14 protein-coding genes are annotated in these 24,331 nt (G+C 77.2%); 9 read left to right on the top strand and 5 right to left on the bottom strand.

Annotated elements, in window-relative coordinates:
- Window positions 1-79 precede the first annotated feature (79 nt).
- The 3 genes from ACZ4UX_RS22680 to ACZ4UX_RS22690 all read left to right on the top strand — a co-directional run bounded on the left by ACZ4UX_RS22680 (window position 80) and on the right by ACZ4UX_RS22690 (window position 5,471).
- Entirely contained in the window at window positions 80-3,454 is a 3,375-nt protein-coding gene (locus tag ACZ4UX_RS22680; protein ID WP_465707967.1) for a right-handed parallel beta-helix repeat-containing protein, read from the top strand.
- Window positions 3,455-3,627: 173 nt separating this feature from the next.
- Window positions 3,628-4,749: a S8 family serine peptidase gene (locus ACZ4UX_RS22685; RefSeq protein WP_465707969.1), complete on the top strand. Its 1,122-nt coding sequence runs from the start codon at window positions 3,628-3,630 to the stop codon at window positions 4,747-4,749.
- Window positions 4,750-4,904: 155 nt separating this feature from the next.
- The gene (locus ACZ4UX_RS22690; RefSeq protein WP_465707971.1) at window positions 4,905-5,471 is read left to right on the top strand and encodes a sigma-70 family RNA polymerase sigma factor; all 567 of its coding nucleotides are present in this window, start codon (window positions 4,905-4,907) and stop codon (window positions 5,469-5,471) included.
- A 7-nt stretch (window positions 5,472-5,478) separates the two neighbouring features.
- On the opposite strand, the gene ACZ4UX_RS22695 is transcribed toward ACZ4UX_RS22690, so the two are convergent.
- Window positions 5,479-8,415: an AfsR/SARP family transcriptional regulator gene (locus ACZ4UX_RS22695; protein WP_465707972.1), complete on the bottom strand. Its 2,937-nt coding sequence runs from the start codon at window positions 8,413-8,415 to the stop codon at window positions 5,479-5,481.
- A gap of 238 nt (window positions 8,416-8,653) precedes the next feature.
- Here ACZ4UX_RS22695 and ACZ4UX_RS22700 point away from each other — a divergent pair, with 238 nt between their 5' ends.
- The 3 genes from ACZ4UX_RS22700 (at window position 8,654) to ACZ4UX_RS22710 (ending at window position 15,520) form a co-directional block, all read left to right on the top strand.
- Window positions 8,654-11,482: an AfsR/SARP family transcriptional regulator gene (locus ACZ4UX_RS22700; RefSeq protein ID WP_465707973.1), complete on the top strand. Its 2,829-nt coding sequence runs from the start codon at window positions 8,654-8,656 to the stop codon at window positions 11,480-11,482.
- A gap of 619 nt (window positions 11,483-12,101) precedes the next feature.
- Window positions 12,102-14,486, top strand: coding sequence for an ATP-binding protein (locus ACZ4UX_RS22705; RefSeq protein WP_465707974.1), 2,385 nt, complete (start codon window positions 12,102-12,104; stop codon window positions 14,484-14,486).
- Window positions 14,487-14,896: 410 nt separating this feature from the next.
- Entirely contained in the window at window positions 14,897-15,520 is a 624-nt protein-coding gene (locus ACZ4UX_RS22710; protein WP_329486422.1) for a sigma-70 family RNA polymerase sigma factor, read from the top strand.
- Window positions 15,521-15,536: 16 nt separating this feature from the next.
- Here the strand turns inward: ACZ4UX_RS22710 and ACZ4UX_RS22715 are convergent, their stop codons facing one another.
- Window positions 15,537-15,806: a hypothetical protein gene (locus ACZ4UX_RS22715; protein ID WP_465707975.1), complete on the bottom strand. Its 270-nt coding sequence runs from the start codon at window positions 15,804-15,806 to the stop codon at window positions 15,537-15,539.
- Window positions 15,807-16,405: 599 nt separating this feature from the next.
- On the opposite strand from ACZ4UX_RS22715, the gene ACZ4UX_RS22720 reads away from it, so the two are divergent.
- Window positions 16,406-17,971, top strand: a complete 1,566-nt coding sequence (locus ACZ4UX_RS22720; RefSeq protein WP_465707976.1) for a chitinase — start codon at window positions 16,406-16,408, stop codon at window positions 17,969-17,971.
- A 143-nt stretch (window positions 17,972-18,114) separates the two neighbouring features.
- On the opposite strand, the gene ACZ4UX_RS22725 is transcribed toward ACZ4UX_RS22720, so the two are convergent.
- Together ACZ4UX_RS22725 and ACZ4UX_RS22730 are read right to left on the bottom strand one after the other, a co-directional pair.
- A complete protein-coding gene (locus tag ACZ4UX_RS22725; RefSeq protein WP_329486417.1) occupies window positions 18,115-18,618 on the bottom strand; it encodes a hypothetical protein in 504 nt (167 codons plus the stop codon).
- Window positions 18,619-18,900: 282 nt separating this feature from the next.
- Window positions 18,901-20,559 carry a CehA/McbA family metallohydrolase gene (locus ACZ4UX_RS22730; protein ID WP_465707977.1) on the bottom strand — a complete coding sequence of 553 codons (1,659 nt, stop codon included), beginning with the start codon at window positions 20,557-20,559 and terminating at the stop codon, window positions 18,901-18,903.
- A gap of 319 nt (window positions 20,560-20,878) precedes the next feature.
- Between ACZ4UX_RS22730 and hemC the strand changes: the two genes are divergently transcribed.
- A complete protein-coding gene (gene hemC / locus ACZ4UX_RS22735; RefSeq protein WP_465707978.1) occupies window positions 20,879-21,814 on the top strand; it encodes a hydroxymethylbilane synthase in 936 nt (311 codons plus the stop codon).
- Window positions 21,815-21,909: 95 nt separating this feature from the next.
- Here hemC and ACZ4UX_RS22740 read toward each other — a convergent pair whose 3' ends face one another.
- Window positions 21,910-22,827, bottom strand: a complete 918-nt coding sequence (locus ACZ4UX_RS22740) for an SMP-30/gluconolactonase/LRE family protein (protein ID WP_465707979.1) — start codon at window positions 22,825-22,827, stop codon at window positions 21,910-21,912.
- Window positions 22,828-23,125: 298 nt separating this feature from the next.
- On the opposite strand from ACZ4UX_RS22740, the gene ACZ4UX_RS22745 reads away from it, so the two are divergent.
- Window positions 23,126-24,103 (top strand): polysaccharide deacetylase family protein, encoded by a 978-nt coding sequence (locus ACZ4UX_RS22745; protein ID WP_465707980.1) that lies wholly within the window; start codon window positions 23,126-23,128, stop codon window positions 24,101-24,103.
- Window positions 24,104-24,331 lie beyond the last annotated feature (228 nt).

Here is a 24,331-nt window from a genome sequence, read left to right on the forward strand (position 1 = left end):
GGCCGGGCGGCCCAGGCAGCTCAGGCGGATCAGCCCGCTCAAACCGCTCAGAAGGATCAAGCGAAAGGAAGGCCACCCCATGTCGCGCCACGTGCTGACGGTGTGCCCGGAGCAGCGGGACGGCCGGTACCGCACCATCGGCGAGGCGCTGGCGGCGGCCCGCAGCGGGGCGGTGATCTCGGTGCGCCCCGGCCGGTACGAGGAGAACCTGGTGATCACCAAACTGGTCACCATCACCGCGGCGGAGGCCCGGGGCAGCGTCCGGATCACCGCCCGGCGGGGCTGCGTCGTGCAGGTCACGGCCGAGGCGGTACAGCTGACCGGCCTGATCCTGCAGGGGCAGGACGAGGAGATGCCCGCCATCGACGTGCCGCGCGGGCAGGCCGCCGTCCAGGACTGCGAAGTGGTCGGCAGCTCCTGGACGGCCCTCCTCACCCGCGGGGACGGCACCCTGGCGATGCGCGGATGCCGGGTCACCAATCCGGCGGGCGCCGGCATCGTCGAGACTTCCAGCGGCACCAGCATCATCGAGGACTGCGTGATCGAACACCTCGGCAGCTCCGCGGTGGTGATCGGCGAGCGCGCCAACCCGCTGCTGCGCAACTGCGTGCTGCGCGACGCGCGCGGCAACGGCATCTGCGCCAACGGCGACGCCCGGGGCACCTTCGAGGGCTGCGAGATCTCGGTCACCGACAAGCCCGGCATCGCCCTGGAGGAGCGCAGCACCACGCGGCTGGTGCGCACCACCGTCCGCGACACCACGATCGGCATCTACATCAGCTCCTCCGCCCAGGTCGTCCTGGAGGACTGCACGGTCACCGCCACCTCCGGCCACGGCATCGCCCTCGCCGCCGGCACCGACCCCCAGCTGCGCCGCTGCCGGGCCTCCCGGACGGCCGGGCACGGCATCCACGTCACGGCCCGTTCGCGCGGCACCTTCGAGGACTGCGAGGTGGACAGCGCACAGGGCACCGGCATCTGGGTGGGTGAGTCGTCCGGCCCGACGCTGGCCCGCACCGTCGTGCGGGACTGCGGCGCCGACGGCGTGGAACTGACCGGCGACAGCTCCGCCGACTTCGACCGGCTGGAGGTGCGGGACGTCGCCGGCAGCGGTGTGCTGATCACCGACGGCGCCAACCCGCGACTGCGCCGGGTCGCCGTCCACCGCGCCAAGGGCGACGGCATGACCGCGGTCCGGGACGGGCGCGGGCAGCTGGAGAACTGCGAGGTGCTGGACGCGGGCCGGGCCGGCCTGCGGTTCGCCGAGGGCGCGGACACCCGGGTCGGCGCCACGGTGGTGCGCGGGTCCGGCGGGTCCGGCGTGCTGCTCGGCCGGGTCGGCACGGCGACGCTGCGCGACTGCGAGGTGTCCGGATCGGCCGAGGACGGCATCACCGCCGAGGACGGCGCCGAACTGACCTGCACCCGGGTCCGGGTGACCGGCAACCGTCGCCACGGCGTGCGCATCGGGGCCGGGGCGCGAGCCGTGCTGGCCCAGCTCACGGCCACGGAGAACACCGGCGACGGCGTGCGCACCGACTCCACCGAGGCGGTCCGGCTGACCGGCTGCACACTCTCCCGCAACCGCGGCTCCGGCCTGCGCCAGAACGCGCCCAGCGAGCGGCTCGCCCTCGAAGAGCTGGTCAGCGAGGAGAACGGCCTGCCGGACGCGCACGGCACCGCCACCACCGGCTCGGCGCCCGCGCCGCGTGCCGCGCAGCCGGCCGGGACCGCCCCCGGCGCCGATCGGGAGGCCGCCGGGGAGTCCGTCTCCGAGGACGCGCCCGGCCGGCCGGCCGGCGCACCCGGCCCGCTGGAGGTGCTGGAGTCGCTGGTCGGCCTGGCCGGGGTCAAGGAGCAGGTGGCCACCCTGGTCAACCTCAACAAGCTGGCCCGGCGTCGGGAACTCGCGGGCATGCCCGCGCTGCCGATGAGTCGCCACCTGGTGTTCGCCGGCCCGCCCGGGACCGGCAAGACCACCGTCGCCCGGCTCTACGGCAGCATCCTCGCCGAGCTGGGCGTGCTGCGCAGCGGCCACCTGACCGAGGTGGCCCGGGCGGATCTGGTCGCCTCGATCATCGGCGGCACCGCCCTCAAGACCACCGAGGTGTTCCAGTCCGCGCTCGGCGGGGTGCTCTTCCTCGACGAGGCCTACACGCTCTCGGCGGGCTCCGGCGGCAGCGGGCCGGACTTCGGGCGCGAGGCGATCGACACCCTGGTCAAGCTGATGGAGGACCACCGCGAGGACATCGTGGTCATCGTGGCCGGCTACTCCACCGAGATGACCGACTTCCTGGCCTCGAACCCGGGTCTGGCCTCCCGTTTCAGCCGCACCGTGGAGTTCGCCAACTACGCGGTCGACGAGCTGGTCACCATCGTCGAGCGGGCCGCCGCCGGGCACGGCTACGAACTGGCCGAAGGCGCCCGCGAGGCGCTCACCCTGCTCTTCGAGCGGATGCCCAAGGGGGAGGACTTCGGCAACGGCCGGGCGGCCCGCAAGGTGTTCGAGGAGATGGTGGACCGGCAGGCGACCAGGCTCTCGACCCAGCCCGAGATCTCCGACGAGGACCTGGCGCTGCTGGTCCCCGAGGACGTCGCCCCGGTGGAGCCCGCGCAGGAGGCCAGGAAGGACGGCACCGAACTGCTCGCCGAGCTCCGGGCGATGGTCGGCCTGCCCGCCGCCAAGGAGCAGGTCGAGGACCTCGTCAACCTGATCCGCCAGGTCCGCCGGCGGGAGGAGGCCGGGCTGCCCACCGCCACCATCAGCCACCACCTGGTGTTCGCCGGCCCGCCGGGGACCGGCAAGACCACCGTGGCCCGGCTCTACGGGCAGTTGCTCGCGGAACTGGGCGTGCTGCCGGGTGGTCAGCTGATCGAGACCGCCCGTTCCGACCTGGTCGGACGCTACGTGGGCCACACCGCGCAGCTCACCAAGGAGGCCTTCGACCGGGCCCGCGGCGGGGTGCTGTTCATCGACGAGGCGTACACCCTGACTCCGCGCCACGGCAACGGCGGCGACTTCGGGCAGGAGGCGGTGGACACCCTGATGAAGCTGATGGAGGACCACCGGGACGAGGTGGTGGTGATCGTCGCCGGCTACGACGACGAGATGCAGCACTTCCTGGCCTCCAACCCGGGCCTGGCGTCCCGCTTCTCCCGGCAGGTCGACTTCGGCCACTACAGCGACTCCGAACTCGTCACCATCGTCGGCCGGCACGCCGACTCGGCCGGCTACACCTGCGCGCCGGAGACCCTGGCGGCGCTGGAGCGGCTGTTCGCGGCCGTCCCGAGGGACCGCACCTTCGGGAACGGCCGCTTCGCCCGGCAGACCCTGGAGGGCATGATCACCCGCCAGGCGGGCCGGCTGGGTCGGCTCGACTTCGCGGACCTCTCCGAGCTCAGCCTGCTCCTGCCGCAGGACATCGCGGTGGAGCGGATGGGCAGCGCGGTATGAGGCGGCGTCGGGTGGCGGCCGGGCCGGCCGTCCGCCGGCGCCGGGTCGGGGCGGCGACCACGGTGTGCGTGGCCGCTCTGCTGGTCCCCGTCGGGTCGGCCGCGGGCGCCCCGGCCGGCACCCCGGCGCCCGCGTCCCCGACCGCGTCGCCCTCGTCGGCGGAGCTGCCACCGGTGAGTCAGACGCTTTCCGACGTCCGGGAGAGCGGTTGCCGCAAGCCGTCCGCCCGGACCACCGACCGGGCCCCCTGGTCCCAGGTGTACCTGCGGCCCGAGGCGGTCTGGCCGAGCGGCCGGGGCGCCGGAGTGACCGTCGCGGTGCTCGGCTCCGGGGTGGAGGCGGCGGCGGGCACCGACTCCGGTGCGCTGGCCGGGCGGCTCAGGATCGGCACCCGGGTGCAGGGGCAGGGCGACTCCGGCCAGGACTGCGTGGGCCACGGCACCTTCCTCGCCACGCTGCTGGCCGGCCGCCGCCCGCCCGACGGGGGGCCGGCCGGCCTGGCCCCGGAGGCGACGGTGCTGGCCGTCCGGGTGACCGACGACGCCGGGACGACCACGGCGGACCTGCTGGCCCAGGGCATCCGGGCGGCGGCCGACGCCGGCGCCCGGGTGGCGCTGGTCGGAGCCGTGGCGTCGGCTCCCAGCCAGGCGCTCGCCGAGGCCGTCGAGTACGCCGGGGCGAAGGGTCTGCTGCTGGTCGCCCCGGCCGGGCCGGACGGGCAGTCGGCGAAGGGTCCGGTGTACCCGGCCGGTTATCCCGGCGTCGTCGCGGTGGCCTCGATCGGCCCCGGCGGAGCGCCCACCGGCTCCGGTGACTCGGTGTCCGCCGCCGGCGTGGCGGGCGTCCCCGGCGTACGGGTGGACCTGGCGGCGCCCGGCGAGGGTCTCCAGGCCTCTGGACCGGGCGGCGGTCACTTCACCGCCTCGGGGCCCAGCGGCGCCGCCGCCCTCGTCGCGGGGGTGGCGGCCCTGCTGCTCTCCCGGGAGCCCGGGTGGACGCCGGCCCAGGTCGTCGAGCGGCTGAGATCGACCGCCTACCGGCCCGGATCGGCACTGCCCGACCCGGCCGTCGGCTGGGGCACGGTGGACGTGGTGGCCGCCGTGACCGCCCTCGCGCCGGTCACCGGTGCGCCGCGGGCCACCACCGACCCGGTGACGGTCCCGCCGCCGCCCGACCGGACGGCCGTCACCCGGGCCTCGGCACTGGCCGGGGCGAGCGCCGGGCTGGTCGCGGTGGTCGCCCTCGCCGCGGCGGCGCTCGGAGCGGGCCGCCGACGGAACCGGACCGCGCCGTAGCGGGCGCGGCCGGGCCGCCGCCGCTGGCCCGTCAGGAGCGTTGGCGCGGAGTTGGTCCGGTCTTGGCGGTGGCTGGAAGCGTGTCCTACCGAGGGGAGAGCCGGATCGGCTCGTCCCGGCCCATCGACCGACCGTTGCGAGGGACTCAGACCGCCGTGGCCATCGACGCTTCCGCTCACACCGAGGACACCCACCCGGCGGCCGAGGCAGCCGGGGAGGCAGGGGGTTCCCTGGACACTCCGGTCGGCCGAGCGGAGCGGCCCGCTCCCGACCGGCCCGTCCTCGACCGGCCCGTCCTCGACCGGCAGACCCTCGCCGAGCTCCACCGCCTGCACGGCGGCCACCTGCTGCGCGCGGTGCTGCGGGTCACCGGCGGGGACCGCGGCACGGCCGAGGACATCGTCGGGGAGGCCCTGCTGCGTGCCTGGCGGAACCCCGGGGCGGTCGCCGACGGGCCCGAGAACGGTCGCGCCCGGCTGTTCGCGGTGGCCCGCCGGATCGCCGTCGAGCACTACCTGACGGTCGCCGCCCGGGCACGGGAGGGCGAGGCGGCCGCGGCGCTGCCGGACAGCGGCCGGGTGGCGGCCGGGCCGCACCCGCACCACGGCGAGGTGCTGGTGGGGTTGCGCCGGACGGACCGGCCGGCGGCGGTGGGGGCCCGCGAGGTGTCCCCGGTCCGCGGGCTGCGGTCGGTCCTGGCGGACCGCCCCGGGGCCGCCTGATGCGGGGTCAGGTCCGGCCGGCCGGCGCGCCGGCCGCCGGCAGGGGCGCCGGTGCCGGCGGGGGCCGCAGTGAGCGTTCGATCGCGGCGGGCACGCCGCTCGGGGAGCCGGCCTGATGTCGGTGCAGCCGGTACAGTCCGACGGCCGCCTTCAGGTGCTCGGCCGCCTCCTCCTCGCGGCCCTGGGTCCGCAGGAAGGCGGCGTAGCACTCCTCCGAGACGGCCTGCAGGTGCAGGAAACCGGCCTGCTCGCAGGTGACCAGGAGCCGGGCCCAGGCCAGTTCGGAGGCCTCGGCGAGGCCGAGGGCCTGCAGGGCGTGCGCCTCGGTCAGCATCGACCAGGCGTGGATCGTCGCGGCCGGGTGGTCGGGCAGCAGGGCCCTGGTCTCGCGGGCCCGGCGCAGCGCGCCGTCGTGGTCGCCCGCCATCAGGGCGGCCGACGCGGCGTAGCCGAGGGCGTAGGAGGTCCGGTGCGCGGAGCCGGACTCCTCGGCGAGGGCCACCGCGGCCGCCGCCAGTGCGGTGGCCCGGACCGGGTCCCCGAGCAGGGCGGTGCCGAGCGACGCGGTGGCCAGGGCGCGGATGTGCGCGAAGCCGTCCGCGGGCGTGGTGTCGGCGACGGCCCGCCGGGCCGCCTCGGCCCCCTCCGCACGGCGTTCCAGCCCCAGCAGCGCGTTCGCCGAGGCGCCCCGCAGCAGCGCGGTGGCGACCCGGTCGCCGCACTGTTCGGCGGCGCGCTCGCCCGCCCGCAGGCAGCTCAGCCAGTCGGCCAGCCGGCTGGAGCCGTAGTACAGCGCGCTCGACGACATGGCCAGGCGCCAGGCCCGTTCGGGGTCGACCGCGCCGGCGGTGTCGACCAGCGCGCGGATCGTCGACTGCTCCGCGCGGAACCAGTCGAGCGCGGCGCGGGTGTCGCTCGCGGCGGGCAGCGCGGCGGGCGGGTGGGCGCGTTCGCCGTAGCCGTCCTGCCCGGGTTCGAGGTGTTCGCCGCAGTGCTGGACGGCCGTCACGTAGTAGTCCAGCAGCCGTTCGACGGCGAGCCGGCGGAGCTCGGGGGGCTGTTCGGCGAGGAGTTCGACGCTGAACAGCCGGATCAGGTCGTGGCGGCTGTACCGGCCCGGCGCGCTCTCGCCGAGCAGGTGGTGGGCGGCCAGTTCGCCCAGCGCGTCGCGGGCGGTGGCCGGGTCGGCACCCAGCAGCGCGGCGGTGGCGGCGGTGTCCACCTCCCGGCCGGGGTGCGCGGCCAGCAGGGTGAGCAGGGTGGCGGCCCGGTCGGAGAGGTGGCGGTGGGTGAGCATCAGGGTGGTGCGGATGCTGACCGCGCCGTCGGTCTCCAGGGCGAGCAGCCGGGTCCGCTCGTCGGAGAGCTCGGCGACCAGGTCGGTGATCGTCCAGTCCGGTCGGGCGGCCAGCCGGGAGCTCGCGATCCGCAGGGCGAGCGGCAGGTGGTCGCAGAGTGCGATCAGCCGCTCGGCGGCGGCGGCCTCGGCGAGGACCCGCTCCGGGGCCAGGCTCCGTTCGAGCAGCCGCAGCGCGTCGCCCTCGGGCAGCGCCTCCAGCCGCAGGATGGCGGCGCCCTCGGTGACCACCAGGTCCTCCAGGGAGGTGCGGCTGGTGACCACGGCGGCGCAGTCGGGCCCGGCCGGCAGCAGGTCGGCGACGTGGGCGGCGCTGTGCGCGTTGTCCAGCAGGACGAGCAGGCGGAGGTCGCCGGTCCGGGCGCGGTAGAGGCCGGCGCGGCTCGCGCGGTCCTCGGGGATGGCCGCCTCCGGGACACCCAGGGCCAGCAGGAACTGGCCGAGCACCTCGGCCGGGTCGGCCGGTCCGGCCGGGTCGAAGCCGCGCAGGTCGACGAAGAGCTGGCCGTCCGGGAAGCCGGCGGCCGTCCGGTGCGCCCAACGGATGACGGTGGCACTCTTCCCGACACCGGCCGGGCCGACCACCACGGCCAGTCCGTCACCGGTGCGGTCCGGACCGCACTCGCGGTCGAGCCAGTGCGACTCCGGGCCGCGCCCGACGAAGCCGATGGGCCGGCGGGGGAGCTGACGGGGCTTCGAGGGCTCGACCGGTGCGGGTGCGGCCGCGGGGGCCGGACCGGCCACGGGTGGGGCGGGGACCACCGGCGGGCCGGCGGCCGCGGGCGGCTCAGGGGCCACCGGCGGTCGCGTGCTCGCAGGGGCGCGCGGCGCCGCCGGCCCGGGGCCGGGCACCGTCCCGGCGGCCGGCTCCTCGGCCAGCACCCGGGCCAGTGCGGCCTGCAGCTCCGCGCCGGGCACCATGCCCAGCTCGCGGGAGAGCAGCTCCCGGGCCTGGTGGTACACCGCCAGCGCGTCGGCGGGCCGCCCGGCCTGGTGGAGGCAGCGGACCAGCAGGGCCACCACCTCCTCGCGCAGCCCGTCGGCCCGCACCCGCTGTTCCAGGGCCTCCACGGCGGCGGCGCCGGAGCCCTGGCGCAGCCGCAGCCGGGCCCAGCCGATCAGCGCCCTCGTCCCGGCCTCCTCCAGCCGGCCGGCCAGGGCCTGTCGCAGTTCGGTGTCGGGCAGGTCGGCCAGGGCGGCGCCGGTCCACAGGCCCATGGCCCGTTCCAGCAGCCCGATCGCCTCGGCGTCCGCGCCGCGGTCGGCCCGGTCGGCGTGCTCCCCGGCGCGGGCGGACAGCGCTTCGAAGCGCAGCGCGTCGACCTGCTCGGCCGGGCCGGTGAGCAGATAGCCGGGCGCCCGGGTGGACAGCTCGAAGGGGGTGGCGGCGAGGACCTTGCGCAGCGCGGCGACGTGCCCCTGCAGGGCTGCCCTGGCCCGGGCCGGCGGTTCCTCGCCCCAGAGCAGCTCGAAGAAGCGCTCCACCGCGACGACCCGTCCGAGCCGCAGGGCCAGCAGGGCCAGGACGGCGCGCCGTTGCGGTCCGGGTAGCGCGACGTACCCGTCGGACCCGGTTCGCAGCTCCACGGGGCCGAGCAGTCGGATGCCCACGCGGTCGCCCACAGTCGCCCCCCACGGCGGTCCAGCCTGATATCGGGCTGCAGTGTATCCGTGCCGTTTGTCCGGGTTGGCATTTCGTCCGCGCCGTGGACGCCGGAGCGGGGTGCCGGCTCCTGCCCTTTCGGGCACACCGTGGTCCGTGATTGGGCAATTCCCGGCCGGATCCGTCAATATGCCGATCACTGACATATGACGAGGAGGCCGTATGCGGATCGACCTGCTCGGTGCCGTGACCGTCCGCTACGACTGCAGCACGGCGGCCACGCCCTCGGCGCCGAAGCGCCGTGCGCTGCTCGCCGCGCTGGCCGTGGAACTCGACCGGGTGGTGCCCACCGACCGGCTGATCGAGCTGGTCTGGGACGGCAACCCGCCCGCGACCGCGCGCGCCGCGCTGCAGGGGCACGTTGCCGGACTGCGCCGGCTGCTGGACGGTGGACTGGAGCTGGCCACCCGGGGCGCCGGCTACGTCCTGAGCGGGGATCCGGAGCAGGTGGACGCCCTGCGCTTCGAACGCCTCTGCGACCGGGCCGGGGTGCTGCTCCCCGGCCGCCCGGACCCCGCCGCCGCCCCGGCGGACCGCGCCACCGGGGCGGACGACCCGGTGCTGCCACTGCTGCGGGCGGCGCTGGACCTCTGGCGCGGTCCGGCCCTGACCGACTGCGGCTCCGCCCTGCTGCGCGAGCAGGCCGCCCCCCGGCTGACCGACCTGCGGCTGCGCGCCCTGGACCGGCTGGCCGAGGGGCTCTGCCGGCTGGACCGCGGCGCCGAACTGGTCGCCGAGCTGGTCGAGACCGCCGCGGCCCACCCCACCCACCAGCGGCTGGCCGTCCGGCTGATCGACTGCCTGGACCAGGCCGGGCGCCGGGCCGAGGCGCGGGCCTGGTACGAGCGGGTCACGGCGCAGCTGCCGACGGCGCCGGGGCCCGAACTGCGGCTGGCCGGCGAGCGCGTCGCGGGCCGGCCGGCCGTCCTCACCACGCCCCGCGCCGAGCCCCGGCCGCCCGTCGCCACGGCCCGCCCGCCGCACCTCGTGCCCTCACAACTGCCCCGCGCCAACCGGCGGTTCGTCGGCCGTGCGGCCGAGCTCGACCGCCTGGACGCGGCCGTCGCCGCCGGCCGGGAGGCCGGCCCCGTCCTGGTCACCGGACCGGCCGGGGTCGGGAAGAGCAGCCTGGTCCAGAGCTGGGCCCACCGGGCCGCCGACCGCTTCCCCGACGGCCGGCTCCACGCCGATCTGCGCGGCTTCGACGAGAGCGGCCCCCGCGAGCCGGCCGAGGTGCTGGCCGGTTTCCTGACCGCGCTGGGCGTCACCGGGAGCGCGCTGCCCGGCTCGCTCGACGGCCGCGCCCGCCGCTTCCGCGAGCTGGTGACGGGCCGCCGGCTGCTGATCGTGCTGGACAACGCGCGCTCCTACGAGCAACTCGCCCCGCTGCTGCCCGATCCGCCGCCCGAGGCCGGACCCGGGACCGGCCGGGCCTGGGTCGGACCCGTCACCGTCATCACCAGCCGCAGCCGGCTGCGGGACCTGCTGGTGCACGAGGGCGCCACCCCGTTCCCGCTGGACGCCCTGACCCCGGCCGAGTCCCAGGAGCTGCTGGCCCGGGTGCTGGACCCGGCCCGGGTGGCGGCCGAGCCGCTCGCCGCCGCCGAACTCGCCGAACGGTGCGACCACCTGCCGCTCGCCCTGCGGCTCGCCGCGGCCCGGCTGGGCGCCCGCCCGGACTGGGCCCTGGAGGACCTGGTGGCGGAGTTCGCCGAGGAGCCGTCGGGGCTCGCCGACCCGGCCCGCGCCGACCTCGGTCCGCCCGGCTTCGGCGCGGCCCTCGACCTGACCTGCCGCACCCTGGCACCGGCCGCGGCGCGCCTGTTCGCCCTGCTCGGCCTGCACCCCGGCGCGGTCATCGAGCCGCTCGCCGCCGCCGCCCTCGCCGAGGTGCCGCCGGCCGCGGCCCGCGGCCTGCTGGTCCAGCTCGACGCCGTCCACCTGGTGGAGGAGGGCGCGCCCGGACTGTTCGCCCGGCGCGAGCTGGTCCGCCGGCACAGCGCCCGGCTGGCCGCCGAACTCCCGGCCGACCAGCGCGCGGCGGCCCTGGACCGGCTGATCGAGCACTACCTGAACGCCACCGCCGCCTGGGTCGGCCGGCCGGGCGACGGTCCGCCGTCCGCCGTCGGCCCGTCCGCTGTCGCTCCGTCGGTCGTGGGCCCGTCCGCCGGGGACCGCCCCCTGCCGCCGAGCGCCCGCCGGGCCGCCGACTGGTTCGACCGCGAGGAGCCCGCCGTCCGCGGCCTGGTGCTGCGCGCCGAACGGCACGGCCGGTTCGCCGAGGCCTGGCGGCTCGCCCACCGGGCCGGCGCCCTCTACGCCGGGTCCGGGCACCGCCGCGCCGGGTGGTGGACCACCGTCGAGTCCGGTCTGCGGGCCGCCCGCGCCTGCGCCGATCCGGCCGCCGTGGCCCGGCTGACCACCGACCTCGCCGCGGTCCTGGTCGACCGGCGGGACGTCAGGGCCGCCCTCGACCACCTGGACCGGGCGCTCACCTCCGCCGACCAGGTCGGCGACCCGGTCGAACGCCACCACTGCCGGGTCCGGATCGCGGCCGGCCTGGCCGGCGCCGGGAGGCCGGACCGCGCCGTGCCGCTGATGGCGGACATCGTGGCCCGCGCCCGCTCGCTGGCCGACGACCGGCTGCTCGCCCGGGCGCTCGACGACCTGGCCGGAGCCCAGGTGGCCGGCGGCGCCCTCGAAGCGGCTCTCGCCCACGCGGACGAGGCCGTGCGCATCCTCGCCGCCCACCCGGACGCGGCCGAGACCGTCCGGGCCACCCATACCCGGGCCGAGGCCCTCCACGCGCTCGGCCGCCACGGCGACGCCCTGACCACGGCCCGGCTGGCCCTCGTGCTCGGCCGCACCCAGGCCGATCCGGGGGTCGAGGCCCGCTCGCACACCCTGATGGCCACGGTCCTGCGGGCGCTGGGTCGCACGGCCGAGGCCGCGGCGGAGGAGCGCCGGGCCGCCGCCACCGCTGCCCGCTGACGGTGGGTCCGTCTCGGGCGGATTCAGGTGGTCTCGGTCGCATGAGGCCTGCCGGCCTGCGCCGGCGGCGGTGGCCCCGGGTGGGCCGGGCCGCGCGGCCGGGGAGGCGCCGCCGCTGAGGGCGGTGTCGGGGGACCTCGCGTGCGGGTGGACCCGTCTCGGTCGCATGGGGCCTGCCGGCCTGCGCCGGTGGTCACGCTCCTGAGCGCGTCGGGCCGTGCGGCCGGGAGCCGCCACCGCTGACCGCCGCGTGCCCGCCCGTGCGGACGGCGGGCGGTTCTGGGCACCCTCGTGTGCGGGGATGGGCAGAACCACAGGCGGAAGTAGCGGCGGGGCCACCGCCCCGCAGGTGGCGGCGCATCGTGTTCCGCCCATCCCGTTCCCGAGCGGTCGGACCGGCGGCCCGGCTCCGGCCGGGGCGCCACCGGGCGGCCGGGCGTGGGTCGATCCGGTGCAAGATCACGACTTTGACCAGTGCATACTGTCTGACCTGACGTGTTCGGTGAAGCGGCCGACACCGTGAGTGACAGGGGTGGCGATGGGTGCGACAGGCAACCCCGCAGGCAGCCCGCAGGGCATAGCGACAGGCAGTTCCGCCGCGGCGGAGGAGTTCTGCCTGTTGCTGGCACGCTTCCGGGTACTGGCCGGTCTGACGCAGGCCGAGCTGGCCCGGGCGGCCGGGATCAGCCTGCGCGCGCTCGGCGACATGGAGCGCGGCCGCACCCGGGGACCGCAGCAGCGCACCGTGCAGGCCCTGGCCGTCGCGCTGCGCCTCGACGCGGCCCGGACCGCCGCGCTCGACCGGGCCGCCCGCGACGGGCGTCCCCGGCGCACCCCCGCCCGCGTGCGGGCCCCGCGCCCGGCCCCCGGGGCCCCCGGGGCCGCCGTGCCCGCGACCGCCGCACCCGCGCCCGCCGCCCCCGAGGCGCCCGCCGCCGTGGATTCCCCTGCGACCGCGACCGTGCCCGATGCCGGGAGCGACAGCCCGGCCGAGGCGGTGTTCTCCGCACTCGCGCTGCCCCGGGACATCGCCGACTTCACCGCCCGGGAGGACGCCCTGGCCCGGCTGCACCGGCTGGTCCGGGACGCCGATCCGGCACACCCCCGGATCGTGCTCGCCTACGGTCAGCCCGGCCTGGGCAAGACCGCCTTCGCCCTGCACGCCGCCCACACCCTGGCCCCGCAGTTCCCCGACGGCCAGCTCTCCCTCGACCTGCGCGGGATGGCTCCGACGCCGCTCGCACCGCGCGACGCCCTCGGCCAGATCCTCCGGGCCCTCGGCGTCGCCGACCGCTCGGTGCCCGCCGACACCGAGGAGCGCGCCAGCCTGTTCCGCACCCTGGTCCGGGAGCGGCGCCTCGTCCTGATCCTGGACAACGCCGCCGACGAGGCACAGGTCCGCCTGCTCCTGCCGGGCTCCGGCCCGGCCCTGACGATCATCACCAGCCGGCACGTGTTGCCCGGCCTGGAGTCGGTGCACCGCCTGCCGCTGGACGTCCTCGCCCCCGGCGAGTCGGCCGCCCTGCTGGCCCGGATCGCCGGCCCCGAGCGGCTCGCGGCCGAACCCGACGCCGCCGCCGAACTCGCCCGGCTCTGCGGCCACCTGCCGCTCGCCCTGCGGATCGCCGGACAGCGGCTGGTGGCCCGCCCGCAGCAGCCCGTCAGTCACCTGGTCCGCCAACTCGCCGCCGAGGAGTACCGGTTGGACGTGCTGGAGGCCGGTGACCTGCGGGTGCGCGCGGCCTTCGCGCTCTCCTACCGCAAGCTCCCCGCCGCCACCGCGCTGGTCCTGCGCCGCTGCTCGCTGTCCGCGGGAAAGGACTTCACCGCCGCCACCGTCGCCGCCTACGCGGGCCTTCCCGTCCAGCAGACCGACCGCCGGCTGGAGGAACTCGCCGACGCCGGACTGCTGCAGCCCGCCGCGACCCCCGAGCGCTACCGCCTGCACGACCTGGTCCGCCTCTACGCGGGCGAGCGGCTCGCCGCCGACGACGGCCCACAGGCCCTGGAGGCCGCCCGCGAGCAGGCCGGCGACCGGTTGCTGCGCCGGGCCGCCGCCGCCGGTCTGCGGTTCGACGTGGAGGGTGCCGAGCACGCCGGCGCCGAATCGGCCGACCCGGATCCGGCCACCGCCCCGGTCACCCTCGCCGACGCCCGGCGCTGGCTGGAGGAGGAGCATCCCGAGTGGCTGGCCGCCCTGCAGCACGCGAACGCCACCGGCCGGCACCGGCAGGTGGTGGACACCGCCGAGGCCATGCACTGGTTCTCCGACAGCCTGCTGCACTGGGACGTCTGGGCCGAGGTCTTCCGGCTCTCGGCGGACTCCGCCCGCGCCGTCGGCGACCGGCTCGCCGAGGCCGTCCACCTGAACTACCTGGCCTGGTCCCACATCACCTGCCTGCACCGCTACCGGTCGGGGCTCGCGGTCGCCTCGGAGGCCCTGGACCTGGCCCGCCGGATCGGCGACGCCCAGCAGGAGGCCTGGGCCCTCGCCTACTGCGCCACCGCCCTGCGCCGGCTGCACCGGCCGGAGGAGGCGATGGACTCCTACCGCCAGGCCGCCGAGGTGTTCACCTCGCTGGAGGGCCGGTCCGCCGAGGTGGGGCGGATCGTGGCGCTGCGCTGCGTCGGCTCCTGCCTGCGGGAGTCCGGCCGGCCCCGGGAGGCGCTGGAGAGGCACCGGCTGCTCCTCGCCGAGATCCTCGGGTGGCTGGACGGCTCCTCTCCGCACATCGTCCACCTGTTGGCCGGGTTCGCCGCCCACGAGGTCGGCCTCGACCACTCCGCACTGCTGGAGTGGTCCGAGGCGGAGGACGCCTACCGCCAGGCCCTCGGCCACTTCGAGGGGGCCGGGCAGCCCGACAGCATGACCCAGACCCTCACCGAGCTGGGCACCGCCCTGATCGAGTTGGACCGCGCGGACGAGGCCCGCGAGCTGCTGACCACGGCACTGACCGACCTCACCGCCGAGGGCGCCCGCGGGAACCACCGGCGCACCGGCTGACGCGGTGCCGCTCCGCCCCGGCCGTGCCGGTCGGCCCGGGGCGGCGGCCCGGTCGGCCCGGGGCGCCCACCGCCCGGCGGTGATCGGCCACCGGTGAACCGCGCGGCCGGTGAACCGTGTGGCCGGTGAACCGTGCGGCCGGGTCCGGCCGTAGGTAGGGAGTGGAAGCAGCCGCGGGCCCGGCCGGCCGGGTGCTTCCGTCGACGGGGCGTGACATCGGCCGCCCGGCGGCCGCGGTACGGGGAGCGGCGGACGCCCCTCCCGCCGCCAACGCCCTGGCGTGAGGTTCGTTGGCGCAGCGTTGGTCCGGTCTTGGCCGTGGCTGGAAATGTGTCCCAGCAAGGGGGGAGGGACAGCCGCACCGGCTCGTCCCGACATATCGACCAACCGTTGCGAGGGACTCAACCGCCGTGGCCATCGACGCTACCGTTCACGCCGAGGACACCCATCGGGCAGCCGGGGAGGCCGGGGAGGCCGGGGGCGCCCCGGACGCTCCCGTCAGCCGTGCGGACCGGCCCACCCTCGACCAGCAGACCCTGGCCGAGCTGTACCGCCTGCACGGCGGCTACCTGCTGCGCGCGATGCTGCGCGTCACCAGCGGCGACCGGGGCAAGGCCGAGGACATCGTGCAGGAGACCCTGCTGCGCGCCTGGCAGAACCCGGCCGCCATCCGTCGGGGCCCCGAGTACAGCCGTCCGTGGCTGTTCACGGTGGCCCGCCGGATCGCCATCGACCACTTCCGGATGCAGGCCGCCCGCGCCCAGGAGGTCGCCGACGACGCTCCCGAGGAGCACGCCGGCACTCACGACCCCTACGACGAGGTGCTCGCCGCCCAGGACATGGCGATCGCGCTCGCCGAGCTGCAGCCGCACCACCGCGACGTCCTGGTCGAGCTGCACATGCACGGCCGCTCGATGGCCGAGGCCGCCGCCGTCCTCGGCGTCCCGGTCGGCACCGTCAAGTCCCGCAGCTTCTACGCGGTCCGCGCGCTGCGCCCGATCCTCGAAGCCCGCGGCATGGTCGCCGCGGGGTGACCGCCCCGGTCCGCACTCAGGTGCGGAGCACGCGGTCGCAGAACGGGCACACCTGGCCGCTCCACTTCGGCGGGTACCACGGCGCGTCGGGGTCGGGCGCCCGGTACGGGTCGCGGCGCATCCGGTCGGTTCCCATGCCGCAGAGGGTCAGTCCCTCGGGCCGACCGGCCGGCGCCGGGGCGGCCCGGGCCGCGTGGACGGCGCGCACGACCTCGACGTAGTCGGTGCCGCCGCTCGCTGTCGAGGTGCGGACGAGTTCGGGTTCGAGGAGTACCAGGATGCTCACCACCTCACTCTGGTCGTCGGGGCCGGGGGGCGCACCTCGGCGGCGGGGGTGAGGGTGCGGAACCGGCCGTCGGGCGGTGAGGGCGGCGGCCCGGGCGCCGCCCAGTACGTGGACGTGCGCACGGGGCGGGCCCCAGGCCCAGGCCCAGGCCAGAGCTCAGGGCTCAGGGCGCAGGAAGTTCTCCGCGGCGGTGAACCACTCCGGGGGTCCGGGCCGTTCTCCAGGGTGGCGGTACCGCCACCGGCGCTCGTCCCCCCGTGCGGGCGCCGGTTCACCCGCCCTCCGGGGGGTGTCAACTCCGGCCCGGTGCGGCGTCTCTGACGGTCAATCCGGTGTGGAGAGCGTGAACCGGGAGGCGTGGCCCATCCGTAGCTACTGCTGAGAGCCGCGCCCCGTGTACGGCGCGCGGCGTGTCCCGGGCCCACCGGCCCAGGTCCAGCGTCCGGCTCCGGCCATGGAACTCCCGGCTCCCGCGCCCCGGCGGGATCCGGGTCCCTGGCGCCCCGGCGGTGCCCTTGTGGGAGGGCTACCGCCGGGGCGCGCCGCGTGGCGGACGCCGGGCCGGCCCGCCCGTCCGCTCCCAGCCCAGGAGAGTCCCGATGCCCAAACACCGGCTCACCCGACGACGACGGATGGCGGCGGCCTCCACCGCCCTCGTCGCCGGCGCCGCGCTCATCCTCATGCAGCACCAGGCTCCCGCCGCCGAGGCCGCGGACCCGGTCGGCCTCAACGCCGTCTCCGAGTACCTCGGTTGGGGCGACGCCCCCGACCCGGTCGCCGTCATGAAGGCCACCGGGCTGCGGCAGTTCGCCCTCTCCTTCGTCCTCTCCGGCGGTGGCTGCGACCCGAAGTGGGACGGCAGCCGCGCCCTCACGGGCGGCGCCGACGAGAAGGTGATCAAGCGGATCCGGGCCGCCGGCGGCGAGATCCTCGCCTCCTTCGGCGGCTGGGACGGTGCCAAGCTCGGCGAACGCTGCGCCACCGCCGCCGAACTGGCCGCCGCCTACCAGAAGGTGGTCGACGCGTACGGCCTCCGGGCCGTGGACATCGACCTGGAGTCGACCGAGCTGAGCACCCCCGCCGTGCGGCAGCGGGTCGTCGACGCGCTGAAGACGCTGAAGGCCAAGAACCCCGGACTGCTCGTCTACGTCAGCTTCCCGGTCGACCCGACCGGCCCGGACGCCGACGGCGCCGACCTGATCAGGACCGCCGCCAAGGCCGCTCTGGTGGTGGACGGTTGGACGGCCATGCCGTTCGACTTCACGAGCCATGACGGCACCATGGCCGCCGCGACCGTCACCGCCGTCAGCGGCCTCCAGCGGGCCGTCGCCGCCGCCTACGGCTGGGACGACGACAAGGCCTGGCGCCACTCCGGCCTCTCCTCCATGAACGGCCGCACCGACCAGCAGGGCGAGCAGCTCACCCCGGCCGACTTCCGTTCCGTCCGCGACTTCGCCGCCACCCACCACCTGGCCCGGTTCGGCTTCTGGGCGGTCAACCGCGACCGCCCGTGCGCGAGCGGCACCTTCACCACCGCGACGTGCAGCGGCGTCCAGCAGACCGCGTACGACTACACCCGGATCGTGGCCGGCTACCACGTGGACTCGGTGCCCGGCGGGGCCGGCCCCTGCCCGAGCCCGTCGGTCGTCACCACGCTGCCCCCGGGCCCCGGCCGGACCACCTGGCCGCTGCCGACCCCGACCGTCGCCCGCCCGGCCGACGCGGTCCCGCCGGCGGACGGCCCGTCGGCCTCGCCGTCCGCCCGCCCGTCCGACGGCACCCCGACGCCCGCCCGTACGGCCTGCGTCCCGCCGAGTTCGGCCCCGGTCACACCGGCGCCGACGGGCGCACCCACGACGCCGGCCTCGACCGCCCCCACCACCCCGGGTGCGACCACCACCACCTCGAAGCCGCCGGTGACCCCGACGGGTACGGCCACCAGTGCGTCCGGCCCGGCCACCGCGGCCACCGAGGGGTCGCCCCCGCCGACCCAGGCCGCCGGCGGTGCCCCCGCGCCCGCCGCGCCGGGCGGCGGCTCGCTCGCCTCCACCGGTGCGGACGGCACCGACATCCTGCTCACCACCACCGGGGCCCTGCTCTTCCTCGGCGGTGCGCTCGGGCTGGTCTCCACCCGCCGCCGTGACCCGGAGCCGGCTGCCGGCTGATCGTGCGGGCCTGCTCCCACCGACGGCAGGTGACGACGCGCGGCCCTCGGCATCCCGGTGGATCGGGGTGCCGAGGGCCGCGTGTCGTCAGGTTCGGCCGGGGGCCGCGTCCACCGGGGTGCCGGGGGCGGCCTCCGTCGGGTTCACCAGCCGAGCAGGAAGGCCCCCCGGCCCAGGCCGGCGAGCACCGTCCCGGCCGTCGCCTTGGGCTCCGCCGCGACGTCGACGTCGTGCCGGTCCGGCGGGTCCGACTCCCCGGGGCCGCCGGACGGCCGCAGGACCACGTAGTGCAGGGGCGCCCCGGTCGTCCGGCTCTCCCGGCGCAGCACGTCCAGCGCCGGCGGCGCGACCGTGGCCTCCAGCACCACCTGGTAGCCGCCGGTGGCGAAGGCGAAGGCGGCCTGGATCGCGGCCGCCAGGGCCGTCTCGTTCTGCCGGTGCGCCTGCGGCAGGTGCGACGGGACGAACCCCTGCCGGATCGCCCGCCGGAAGTCGTCCGCCCGCAGGAGCACGCTCGGGTGCAGGGAGTTGGCCAGCAGGGGTGCGACCGCGCCGCTCCCGGCCCCGGCCGGGTCGGCGAGGACGACGACGCCGCCGGCACCCCGACCGCCCCCGAGCTTCGGCCCACCTACGGTCGTACGGTTCACAGCTGCTGATCCCTTCGCGGGCCGGGGGGACGGGGTAACCGGGGGAGGGGGCGGCCGGCGCACCGGGCCGACCGGAGACGAACCGGCGGCCGGGCCCTGGCACGGCGGCCGGACCCGGCTACGGACAGCCGGCCGCCTCGTCCCCACGACCGACTGCTGTCGGAGATCAACCTAGTCCACGCCGGTGCTCCGAGTCCTCCCCCCGTCGGTCCTCGGACCGCCGCCCCCACCGCACCTCCACGACTCCTCCCACCGATCGTCCCGGGAATCGCCGGACCGACGCTAACGGTCCCCGGACCGCTTCGGCGTCCGCAGCACGATCGGGTTGGTCAGCGCCGCCATCGGCCCCCACGGGAGGTCCGGCCCCATCGCGTTGCCCCGGCCGGGCGTCCCGTCCGCCCTCGGCCGGCGCACCTCCGCCCGGACGTACGCGGCGAGCGAGGCGGTGGTGCGCCAGACCACCGTGCCGGCGCCGTCGGCGGGCAGCGACTCCTGGTGCAACTGGCCCTCGTCGGTCAGGAGGCGGACGGTGCCGCCCGGCACTCCGGAGACCGCGAGCCGGACGTCCACCGGCGCGTCCGCCGGAACGGTCAGCTGTTCGCCGATGCCCGCCTGGCGGCCCTGCCCGGTGGCGGTGAGGTCGAGCCCGACGGCGGCCGATTCGGCCAGCCAGCTGCGGCCGGCCCGGAGCCCGTCGAGGATCGCCGCCCGGGTGAGGTCCTCGGCCCGGACGACGGTGTGCGGGGAGCCGATGACCTGCGGGGTGCTGTGCGCGTCGCTGTTTCCGACGGCCGGCAGCCAGGGCCGCCCCTCGCGCAGCGCGACCGCGAGCTGTGCGTCCCAGGTGTCCACCGCCGACTCGTCGTCGTACGTCCACGGTCCGTTCCAGACCTCGACCGCGTCCGCGTCCTGGTAGCCGAACTTCCACTGGCAGGCGACGTACGGGCAGTACGGGTGCGCGGGCACCACCAGGCCGCCCTGGCGGCGGACCTGCCGGGCGAAGCGCGGGAACTCCCCGTCGCGCGCCCGGTAGCGCCAGTCGACGAACCGGCCCGGATCCAGGCCCAGCGCCAGCCAGTGGCCGTTGCGGGTGGTGACCTCCTCGCCGAGCACGATCAACAGGTCCGGCCCGGCCAGCGGCCCCCAGACGCCGTGCGCGGAGGTGGTGTTGTGGTCGGTGGAAACGATGAAGTCCAGCCCGGCCTCCCGGGCGCCCGCCGCCACCTCCGCCGGGAGCCGGCGCCCGTCGGAGTGCACGGTGTGCAGGTGGGAGTCGCCCCGGTACCAGGCGCGGCCCCGGCCACGGGCCCGCTCCGGCGGGTAGGACGGGGTGAACTCCGGCCCGGGCGGGCCGAACCGCAGCGTCACCTGGACGCGGTAGTCGAGCCCCTGGGGTGCCACCTGGTAGGGGCCGAGCACGATGTTCCAGCGGCCGGGGCGGATCGGACCGGGCAGGTAGCCGGGCGTCGCCCGGTCGCGGGCGACGGTGAACTCGGTGCGGAACCCGCCCGACCAGCCGCGGAAGCCGCGCCCGCCGAGTTCGGTGCCGCCCTCGTCGAAGAGGCCGATGTCGCAGGAGTTGCCGGGGGTCCCGGCGGGGACGGTCGGCCGGTCGTAGCCGTAGGAGACGGCGATCTCCCGCACGCCGTCCGGGACGTCGAACGGCAGTAGGACGAAGTCGGGGGCTCCGGTGGGGAGATGGCCGGCCAGGGTGATCGTCCGGTCGGGCAGCGCGTCGGCTGCCCCGGCGGGTGCGGCGGCGGCCAGGCCGAGGGCGGTGACGGCGCCGGTGGCCAGCCCGGTCCGGAGCAGGCCGCGCCGGTCGGGCCCGGGACGCTCGGTCCGTGCCCCGGCCGGGACGGGGCCGGTCTGCGGTGAGCCGGCCCGGGGCGAGCCGGATCGGGCGGGCTCGGTGGGGGTGTCGGCGTCGCGGTCGGTCATCGGAGCCTCCGGTCTGGGGCGGACACCGGCGGCGGGCGGACACCCGGCCGGCACGCCCGGCCCCCTACCCCCGCCGGTGAACCGCCGGTGAGCCGGGCCGGGCCGCAGCGGGTCGGTCCGGTGAAGGTGCCCGGGAGGCCGGCCGGTGGGCACGCCGGTATGCCGGTATGCCGGGGCAACGGGCCCGCCGGGGCAACGGGCCCGCCGGCGCGACCGGCCCGCCGGGTACGGCCCGTTTCCGACGCGCTGTCTGTAAAGGCAGCGGGCCGCCCCGCCTACGATGGAACTGACAGGCAGTCAACCGTAGGAGTTGGTTCCCGTGCCCACGTACCTGGTCGGCTCCCGTGCAAGCGCCCTGGCCCGGACGCAGGTGCGCGACTTCCTGGCCCCGCTGCGCGACCGGTTCCCGGAGATCGCCTTCACCCAGCGGGTGATCCTCGAAGGCGGCGACCGGGACCGCACGTCGCTGCTGGCGAACGTCTCGGCCGTCAGCGGCGGGTCGGCGTTCAGCACCGAGCAGGAGGCCGCCCTCCTGCGCGGGGACGTGGACGTGGTGGTCCACTCGCTGAAGGACCTGCCGACCGCGAATCCCGAGGGCCTGATGCTGCTGCCCCCGCCGGGCCGCGAGGACGTCCGCGACGCGCTGTGCGGATCGACGCTGGCCGGGCTCCCGCACGGGGCCCGGGTGGGCACGGGCGCGGCCCGTCGCATCGCCCAGCTCCTCGCCGTGCGCCCCGACATCGTCCCGGTGCCGATCCGGGGCAACGTGCCGACCCGGCTGGAGAAGCTGCGGTCCATGAGGCTGGACGCCGTGGTCCTCGCCGTCGCCGGTCTGAACCGGCTCGGCCGGCAGGACGCGATCGGCGAACCGCTGCCCCTCGACCTCTTCCCCCCGAGCCCGGGCCAGGGCGCGCTGGGCATCCAGGTCCGGGTGGACGACCGGGGGGTCCGGGACGTGCTGTCGACCGTCGGGGACCGCGCCGTCGACCGCGAGGTCCGCGCGGAGCGGTCCCTGCTGGCGCAGCTGCACGGCGGGTGCAGCGTGCCGGTGGGCGCCTGCGCCACGACCCGGCCCGACGGGACGCTGCACCTGTTCGCCCAGGTCACCTCGCTCGACGGGCGGCGCCAGGTCACCGGATCGGTCACCGGGCCCGCGAGCGAGCCCGAGCGGCTGGGCGCGGACCTGGCCGGAGACCTGGTGGACCGGGGCGCGCGGGCCATCCTCGACGGGATCCGGCCCGCCGTCCCGGCCTGACCGGCGAGCCGTCGGACGCGCGCACGCCGGACGCGCGCACGGTGGGCCGGGCACCGCCGTCGGGGCCGCGTCACGGCGGCCCGGGCCGGGACGGCTCACGGGCGGTGGGCCGGGACGTCCACGTCGACGGCCAGGAGCCGGCCGGTGCGGGCGCCCGGCGGGGGCGGCCACTCGGCGGCGGTCAGGAAGAGGGTCCGGCCGTCGGGGCCGCCGAGGGCGCAGGAGAAGCAGCCGCGGTCGAGCTCGATCCGCCGGAGCACCTCGCCGCCCTCGCGGACCCGGACGCAGCAGCGGCCGGGGACGTCGGCGAACCAGACCGCGCCCTCGGCGTCCAGGCAGATCCCGTCCGGTGCCGAGCCCGGCACCTCGGCCCAGACCCGGCGGTCGGTCAGGTCGCCGCCGGGCCCGATGGTGAAGGCGGTCAGCCGGGCGGCGTAGGACTCGGCGACGAGGAGCGTCGAGCCGTCGGGGGTGACGGCCATGCCGTTGGGGAACGCCAGGCCGTCGGCCACCCGGCGGACCTCGCCGTCCGGGGTCACCAGGGCGATCAGGCCCGGCGCGGGCGCCTCGCCGCCCATCAGGTCGAACCCGATGCCGTTGACGTAGGCGTTGCCGCGGCCGTCCACGGCCACCTCGTTCCACGGCCGGTCGGAGAGCGGGCGCAGGTCCGCGCAGGGGGCCAGGGCGCCGTCCGCCTCCTGGCGCAGCAGGCGCCCGTCACCGCCGGCGACGACCAGCAGGCGGCCGTCCGGCCCGGGCAGCCAGTCGATGCAGAACGGGAACGAGGGCACCGTGGCGGCGACGGCGGCCCGGCCGTCGGGCCCGACCGTGATCAGCTCCTGGGCGCCCCAGTCGCAGAGCCAGAGCCGGCCGTCGTGCCAGCGGGGTGACTCCCCGAGGGCGAGCCCGGACAGGACGGTCCGAACGGCCTCGGCGGGGTGCGGGCCGGTGGGGTGCGGGCCGGTGGGGCGTGGATCACCGGGCCGGGGGTCGGTGGGGTGGGGTTCGGGCACGGGGGCTCCTCGGTCGGCGGGCTCGGCCGGACCGTCGGCCGGGCGCTGCTGGGCTGTCCGGAGTAGGACGTCGGACCGGCCGACTTCCTGCTCCTGAGCCGCGTCCTGAGCCGCGTCCTGAGCCGCGTCCTGAGCCGCGTCCGGACCCGCGTCCGGACCCGCCGCCGGGGGTTCGCACGCGGCCGGGGGAGCGGCGGGCCGACCTGGGCGTGGAGTTGCGGGTGTCAGCCGATCGGTATTCATAGAAACAGACAGGCGGTTCGTCTGACTTTATGACGGAGTGTGGAGGAATGGGCGCATGGGGCTGAGTCGTCGGACGGTCCTGGTGCTGGCGGCGGGCGGCGCGCTGGCGGGTTGCCGACCCCTCGCCGGGGCGGTGGCCGGACCGGCGACGCAGCCCACGGCGCAGCCCGTGGCGGCGGCCACCGCCTCCGCCGCGCCGGCCGCACCGGCCATCACCTCGCCCACTGTCTCGCCCAGTGCCTCGGCCACCGCCTCGTCCCCCGCCGAAGCCCCGGCCCCCGCCGCCGGGCCGCCCGCCGTGCCGGAGCCGCCGCTGCCCGCGCCCGCCGTCGGGCGCGCCGAGGTGGTGGCCCGCTACGGGGACGCCGTGCCCGAGGAGTGGGGCTTGGAGGTGTCCGGGGTGATCACCGGGCTGCCGGACGGGGCACGGACCACCGCGCTCACCTTCGACGCCTGCGGAGGCCCCGGCGGCTCCGGCTACGACGCGGACCTGATCGACCTCCTCCGGGCCAACGGCGTCCCCGCGACGCTCTTCCTCAACGCCCGCTGGATCGACGCCAACCCCGCCGAGTTCGAGGCCCTGGCCGGTGACCCGCTGTTCGAGATCGCCAACCACGGGACGGCGCACCGGCCGCTCTCGGTCGCCGGCCGCTCCGCGTACGGGATCGCGGGCACCCGGGACGTGGGCGAGGCGTACGACGAGATCGCGGGCAACGCGGCGAAGCTGACCGCCCTGCTCGGCCGGCCGCCGCGGTTCTTCCGCTCCGGCACCGCCCACTACGACGACGTCGCCACCCGGATCGTCACCGGGCTGGGCGAACGCGTGGCCGGCTTCACCGTCAACGGCGACGGCGGTGCCACCTTCAGCGCCGCCCAGGTCCGCAGCGAGGTGGCGGCCGCGCCGCCCGGGGCGATCGTGATCGCCCATATGAACCACCCGGGCGGCGGGACGGCGCCGGGCTTCGCGGCGGCCCTGCCGGCGCTGCTGGCGCAGGGGCGCACCTTCGTCCGCCTCTGCGACGCCCTGGCCTGAGCCGCGCCCCGGTCCGGGGCGCGCTCGCGTTCCCAGCCGCCGGGGACGACTCGCCCGGGCGCCCGTTCCCGTGCGGCCGCCGCCGGATCCGGCTTTGTCAAGCGACCGTCCGAACTCTCCCACCCCGTACGGGAGCCCTCACGGGGCGTGGCGGCCACCGCCGGCGGTGCCCGGTGCGGAGCCGGCCGGCGGCCGGGGGCAACCGGGAACAGCGCAGGAACGGGGCCG

Source organism: Kitasatospora sp. NPDC028961, assembly GCF_055564815.1.

Bases quoted from the DNA above. Each gene is read 5' to 3' on its own strand.
- ACZ4UX_RS22680 (WP_465707967.1), top strand. From the start codon at position 80: ATGTCGCGCCACGTGCTGACGGTGTGCCCGGAGCAGCGGGACGGCCGG.
- ACZ4UX_RS22700 (WP_465707973.1), top strand. From the start codon at position 8,654: ATGCGGATCGACCTGCTCGGTGCCGTGACCGTCCGCTACGACTGCAGC.
- ACZ4UX_RS22720 (WP_465707976.1), top strand. From the start codon at position 16,406: ATGCCCAAACACCGGCTCACCCGACGACGACGGATGGCGGCGGCCTCC.
- ACZ4UX_RS22730 (WP_465707977.1), bottom strand. From the start codon at position 20,559: ATGACCGACCGCGACGCCGACACCCCCACCGAGCCCGCCCGATCCGGC.
- ACZ4UX_RS22745 (WP_465707980.1), top strand. From the start codon at position 23,126: ATGGGGCTGAGTCGTCGGACGGTCCTGGTGCTGGCGGCGGGCGGCGCG.